The sequence below is a fragment of the Okeania sp. SIO2F4 genome (assembly GCF_010672385.1).
Lineage (GTDB): Bacteria > Cyanobacteriota > Cyanobacteriia > Cyanobacteriales > Microcoleaceae > Trichodesmium.
In genome coordinates, this window is sequence record NZ_JAAHGT010000543.1 from 1 (window position 1) to 6,482 (window position 6,482).

Consider the following 6,482-nt stretch of genomic DNA (forward strand, 5'->3'; position numbering starts at 1 on the left):
TAGAAACTTTTTTTATACCAATTCACTTTAAAGATGTCACAAATAGTTTCAAACTTTAAATGTCAAATAATTGCCTCAAACCTTTCTCTTATCAAAGTTTTTAGCCTATCAAATCTAACTTCTGAATTCAGAATTCTGAATTCAGAATTCAGAATTCTGTGAAATGGTATTACTATAGACAAGTATGATATTATAAGAATAGCAGTTTATTAAGTTGAAAAGATTTAACAAATGCCTAAAAAACTTAAGCAGTTATCAACATAATTCAAAAAAATATTAACAATTATGGGAACTATAAATGCACTTCAAGTGAATATTACTGATAACAGTAATGATAGTATCAATGCAGCAACTCCTTTAGGTACTCTATTTCCAGAAATACCTATAACTTCCTTGGGTACAATCAATGATTTTGATGATGTAGACTTCTATCGCCTCACAGTTAATACACCTTTAAATTCAGGAATTGCACTACAAAATCTGACTGGCGATCTGGATGTAGCAGTATTAGATAACAATGGTAACTTAATTGCTAGTGGTAATAATTTAGGCGCATCCAATGAAGCATTTCAGGCAAGTTTCTCTACCCCCGGTGAATATTTCATCAATGTTTTTCAAACTTCTCCTGGTATTGCTAGTGACTATGAGTTAGGTCTGTTTCCTGCTAGTGCTAGTGCTAGTGCTAGTGCTAATGTTAATACTACTGATAACAGTAATAATAACCTAAACACACCAACTTTTTTGGGTACTCTAGTTCCAGAAGTACCTATAACTCAGTTGGCAACAATTAATGATTTCGACACTGTAGACTTCTATCGTGTCACAGTCAATCAACCGTTAACTGCAGGAATTGCCTTACAAAATCTGACTGGCGATCTCGATGTAGCAGTATTAGATAGCAATCGTAACTTAATTGCTAGTGGCGACAACCTGGGTACATCAAATGAGGCGTTTCAGGTAGCTTTCTCTACCCCCGGTGAATATTTCATCGATGTTTTTCAGAATGCTCCTGGTATTGCTAGTAACTATGAGTTAGCGCTATTTCCTGCTAGTGCTGATATTATTCCTCCAGCACCTCCAGTACCTCCAGTACCTCCAGTACCTCCACCAGTTCCAATACCCCAACCAGTAAATGTTAGTATTAATAGTTTCATAGACAACACTGATGAAGCGGTGAGAAATCTTGAAGATACAGCTTTCGTTTTTAAAGAGGATTATTTGTTAAATGCTACACCAAACACTCCTATAAGAATTGACCTGAGCAGTAGAAATCTTGGTTTTGACCCTCTATTAGAAGTATATCAAATTCCTCAAGATTCTCTGTTACAAACTAGACAAGGGCAAATACCAATTGCAGCTAATGATAATGGCGGTGGTGGTGTTGATGCTAGAATTGCACCAGAAGTAATATCAGATATTCCAGGGATTTCTTCTGAGTTAACTCTATCACCAGAGTTTAACTATTTGTTGCGCGTAACTTATACAGAGCTACCTTTGATTGGAAGTTTTACCTTAAATGCAAGTGTTGATAATGGTTTTGTTAGTTTGACTAGGGTTCTATTGGGAAATACTATCGCCCAACCAATTATCGGAGGAGACTCATTAATCAATGGTTTGTCTAATGAAGGAAACTTTTTCTAATTAGGGTTTGCTTATGGAAGTCTTTTTGTTGAGGTAGGGAGTAGGGAGTAGGGAGTAATTAAGAGTTAGGAGGAATGGGAAGTTATAGAGGAGGTTGTCGTTCATAATGGTTTCTTGATTTCTCTGCCTCGCGTTACCCCAAAATACTGACTTTTTGAACCTCAACTACCTAACTCCTTGTACTTTTGCCGGACATAAAAAGGCACTTCCCTTTATCTGTCAATGGCTTTATATTTAATCAGTCAGTCCTAATTACTCACAATAATCTAGTAAATTTTTAGGGACAAATGAATCTTGTGTCCCTATTAAAATTATCACCCACTTAATATCATCTCATTACAAGATTTGACATCCTCTCTCTATTAGAGTTGTAGGGAATTGACATCCTCCCGACGCTGCACTTGCGTGACAGCGCGGGATTCCCTAACATCACTGATAGGGGCTTTCTGCTTAAGACCGCACCTGCTGAGGAGGCCCTTCCCTCTTTTCGGTCTAAAGGCGCGCTCCTAAAGACTTGCCAGCGCTGCCAAAGGGGGTCTCCCCCATGAGCGACTGCCGCTGACACTGCTAGCCCAGCAGCCTTATCTTATTCAGGATAGCATACTATTGTAAGAACCGGTCTTATTGATTGGTTTTCCAATTGCGTCGCTCCCCTAATAGCTGCCGCACTTGCTCCGCCTTTCATGTCGGCGACAGCCGAAACGGGAGAGCGCGGGTCACGGGCTAACGTTGAGATAAAAAATAAAATCAATTATCGCACATAAATAATCAATTCTTTCCCCCTACTCCCGTACGGGCGAAGAGCGAATCGCCCCTACTCCCTCTTTTCCACCAGAGGTCTAATGTGGAATCAGGTTGAAAAGTTGTCCGTAGCGACCAAAGGTAAGTAATGTCCTGCAACCCCTGAGATTGCGACTGGAACGGAGTGGAAGGAAGCAATGACTACAATAACTCATCATCCTGATTATATCAAATCAGGAGATTTCTCAAACTGAAATTCCCTTGCTCGGCGATAATTCAAAATTACCATGATTTATATGAAATCGGGTTATACAGTTATCGCACTCCCTAAGTCCACTCAACATAGACTTTCCATAAAATACCCACCCTCAAATCCTTCTTTTGTCCTGACTCCTGACTCCTAACTCCTGTACGTTACCAATTTGACGGCTCCCCGACCTGACTCCTCAATCACTTTCTATATAACTCCTGATTACTGTCCTCCCTAGGAATAGGGACAACCAGGTACTTTCAACATAACCCTAAATATGGCCGACAAGCAGATATAAAGGGCACAAAAAACTTAAATCGATTTGATCGATCCAAAAACTTACTCTTATGTTACAATGTAGTATATACCCAAATGATGCTAAAAAAATCCATAATTTTTGGGTAGTGTTTTTCAGGAGATTCTGTGACAAAACAACTAAACTTTGAGTCTCATTTGTCAACCCCATGGGAAGAGTTCGGTTATCTCTCTGTTGTTATAGTTGCTTCTTAAGTATATGTTAAGCAATTATGGAATGTAGTAGATAGTTAACTAAATAAATAAATAATCTTACCAAAGTTTTGCGGAAATCGAGAAGGATAAGTTGAAGTTAATCTCAGTCTCTAACAGTCTTAAAGAAAAATTAAGATTTTATACCTATAGAATGAACATTTTATCGAGGAATTTAGTCTAAGCTTGTATTACAAACTAGAAAGGCAAACTCATAATTAGTTTAGTTTACATGGAAACTGAATTATAAATTTTATCAATATAAATCATGTAAAAATTGAATTTGTCTTATATTTCCATGCAAAAATCAAGATAGCAAAGTCCAATTATAAAGTTTTTCCTACTTTATAGCATTTTTGGGGGGATGGGCAAGCCTATCCTCGTGTAGTTGTCTCTATATATACTCCCACTATCAGGAGCCAATTATAACTACTGCAATATTTATTAAAGGAGTTTATTACAAAAATGTCAAAACTAAATCAAGCAAATAAAACTCAAAAGACAACTAAAACTAAATTTAGTGGTAGCTCTTACTCCTCAATGGATACAGTTCGTACTTATTTACATGAGATTGGCCGTGTACCGCTCCTAACTCGTGAAGAAGAGATTATTTATGGTAAGCAGGTACAGCAAATGATGCAACTGCTGGAGTCAAAAGAAAAATTAGAGGAAAAAATAAATAGACCAGCAATTGGGCCAGAATGGGCAGAATATGTAAGACTAAGTTTAGAAACACTCCAGCAAGCAATCAAGCAAGGTCAACGTGCCAAGCAAAAAATGATTGAGGCTAATCTTCGCTTAGTAGTGGCGATCGCCAAAAAGTACCAAAAGCGAAATATGGAATTCTTAGATTTGATTCAAGAAGGTACTCTTGGTTTAGAACGAGGAGTAGAAAAATTTGACCCTACACGGGGCTATAAATTTTCTACTTATGCTTACTGGTGGATTCGCCAGGCAATTACTAGAGCGATCGCACAACAAGGTCGTACTATTCGCTTACCGATTCACATTACTGAAAAGCTCAACAAAATCAAAAGAGTTCAGAGAGAACTAATTCAGAGTTTGGGTCGTAGCCCTACTCCTTCTGAGATTGCCCAAGCTTTAGAACTAGAGCCATCTCAAATTAGAGAATATCTCTTGATGGCCCGTCATCCTATTTCTTTGGATTTACGAGTTGGAGATAATCAGGACACTGAATTGCAAGAACTTTTAGAGGATGAAACATCTTCTCCAGATGACTATATCACTGGTGAATTGTTGCGTCAAGACTTAAATACCCTACTGGGGGAATTGACCGAGCAACAACGTCGTGTATTGATATTGCGTTTTGGTCTTGAGGATGGTAAGGAGATGTCCTTGGCTAAAGTGGGAGAGAGACTCCAACTCAGTCGTGAGCGAGTTCGTCAACTAGAGCATCAAGCTTTGGCCCATTTGCGCCGTCGTCAGGCCAAGGTACGAGAGTATGTAGCTAGCTAGGTATGAGTATCTTCCTAGCATAGATCCCTCTATTGTTAATCTCAAATTGACATCATTCCTTGTGGATATAGTTGTTTTTAATGATTATCTCCACAAGGAATTTTATTTGAGAAAAATAACTTTTGTTTCGGTTGAGTAAGCAACAAAAATTGTTAAAAAATAGACCTTTATGCTTTGATACGGGTATGATAATGGTGTAGATAATAATTTAGCAATATTCGTGATTTTTAGGTTAGTGGCGATCGCAACCTACTCTATATTGACTTATGGTGTAGTTAATAGGCCAGTAATACAGTATAAATCTATTTCTGTTAAGTTTAAGGAAGAAAGGCCAAAGTTTTCTGCAGAAATAGACAATGATAATATGCGAACTGATGGAATTTACCTTTTTGGTCAGTCTAGGCAGCCAGATCAAATTCAGAATGAGTATTTTGTCTTCAAGTTGAAAAATGGTAAGGTAATAGGTGGTTTTTACCTACCCCATTCAGCTTTTTACTGCTTTTATGGTATTCATCAAAAAGATAGTTTACAGGTAAAGGTTATAGATAGTTATGATAATAGTGCTTCTGACTACACAGTAGACCTGACAAAATATCACCGAATAAATCAAGTTAGTGATAATGATTTCCGAATATTAAAAACTTGTCAAACTAACTATCAATATTTAGTTTGGTAATGGAATGTTATACCAAATTTCAAAAGTTGGTGACATATCTAGAAAAAAGGTGTTAGACCAATTTAATAAATGTTTGCTACAAATACCTAGTAGATTTTTCAGTCCTCAGGTAGGGGAGCCGTCTTTTTGGCGACCTGGGGATTGAGACTGAAGGATTTTTTTTTTATTTGATCCGCGATCCAAGGGGAGGCTTTCAACCTGAATTGTTGATACCAATTTTAATTTAGGTAGACCACAGTCAGGATGTTCCATAGAACCTTCCTACTAGGGTTGTAGTTATTACTGTGTCTTCTATCTTTGTTTTAACCGCTATAGTGTGAATTAGTACAAGTTAGACGGGAATAATTTGATGTTGAAAACCCGCCTTGAGGTTATTATTCCTGAATTTAATAATTCATTCATTCTATATTCATTAACAGAAGCAATGCAAGTCAACATTTTGGAAAACCGCTATATAGCAATTCCCAAAAAGTGTGAGATACAAAATTCCCTGGTTTTAGGGAACACTTAACTGGGAACAGGGAATAGGAAGTAGTAATTCTGGTTCGGTAGGAATAAATAAAGAAGAAAAACAACTGTACCTCCGAGAGCTTGGGAAACGCTATAATTATTAATTATTAACTATTAATTATTAATTATTCGGTAAAGTCTTTCTATCTCTCTTATTATTTGGTACAAATAAAAAATATTGATTATAACTAATTACTTTTCCTTGTTCTATAAACTTATCGATCTAATTGAGCAATAAAATCTAGAATTTTTCTACTTTTTTGCTTTAGGAAGAAGAGACTTAAACCCCAAAATATCAAACATTATTCCTTTTTTCTATCAAAATTAATACTCAATACCAGCCTGCGCCTTTACACCTTGCTCTCTAAAAGGATGCTTAATCATCTTCATTTCTGTCACTAAATCAGCCCTTTCAATTAAATCAGAAGGGGCACCTCTACCTGTAAGAATAATATGAGAATCTACTCGTTTTTCATCTAAGCCAGCCAATAAATCTTCTAACTTTAAATAACCCAATTTTAGAGTAACATTAACTTCATCAAGCAAGACTAATTTAAAATCTGGGTTGCGGATAAAAGTTAAAGCCAAGTTCCACGCTTCATAAACTTTCTGAATGTCGCGATCGCGGTCTTGAGTTTCCCAAGTAAACCCTTCTCCTAAAGCATGAAAACGTATTTGTTA

The 6,482-nt window shown here is 36.9% G+C and carries 3 protein-coding genes and 1 pseudogene; 3 read left to right on the top strand and 1 reads right to left on the bottom strand.

Annotation, left to right across the window (positions count from 1 at the left end; translation table 11 throughout):
- Window positions 1–285: 285 nt before the first annotated feature.
- The 3 genes from F6K22_RS27035 to F6K22_RS27045 all read left to right on the top strand — a co-directional run bounded on the left by F6K22_RS27035 (window position 286) and on the right by F6K22_RS27045 (window position 5,291).
- Window positions 286–1,641, top strand: a complete 1,356-nt coding sequence (locus tag F6K22_RS27035) for a pre-peptidase C-terminal domain-containing protein (protein WP_293105200.1) — start codon at window positions 286–288, stop codon at window positions 1,639–1,641.
- Window positions 1,642–3,604: 1,963 nt separating this feature from the next.
- The gene (locus F6K22_RS27040) at window positions 3,605–4,615 is read left to right on the top strand and encodes an RNA polymerase sigma factor, RpoD/SigA family (protein ID WP_293105203.1); all 1,011 of its coding nucleotides are present in this window, start codon (window positions 3,605–3,607) and stop codon (window positions 4,613–4,615) included.
- Window positions 4,616–4,835: 220 nt separating this feature from the next.
- The gene (locus F6K22_RS27045) at window positions 4,836–5,291 is read left to right on the top strand and encodes a hypothetical protein (protein ID WP_293105206.1); all 456 of its coding nucleotides are present in this window, start codon (window positions 4,836–4,838) and stop codon (window positions 5,289–5,291) included.
- Window positions 5,292–6,125: 834 nt separating this feature from the next.
- On the opposite strand, the pseudogene F6K22_RS27050 reads toward F6K22_RS27045, so the two are convergent.
- A pseudogene (locus F6K22_RS27050) lies at window positions 6,126–6,482 on the bottom strand (cob(I)yrinic acid a,c-diamide adenosyltransferase); the annotation flags it as partial.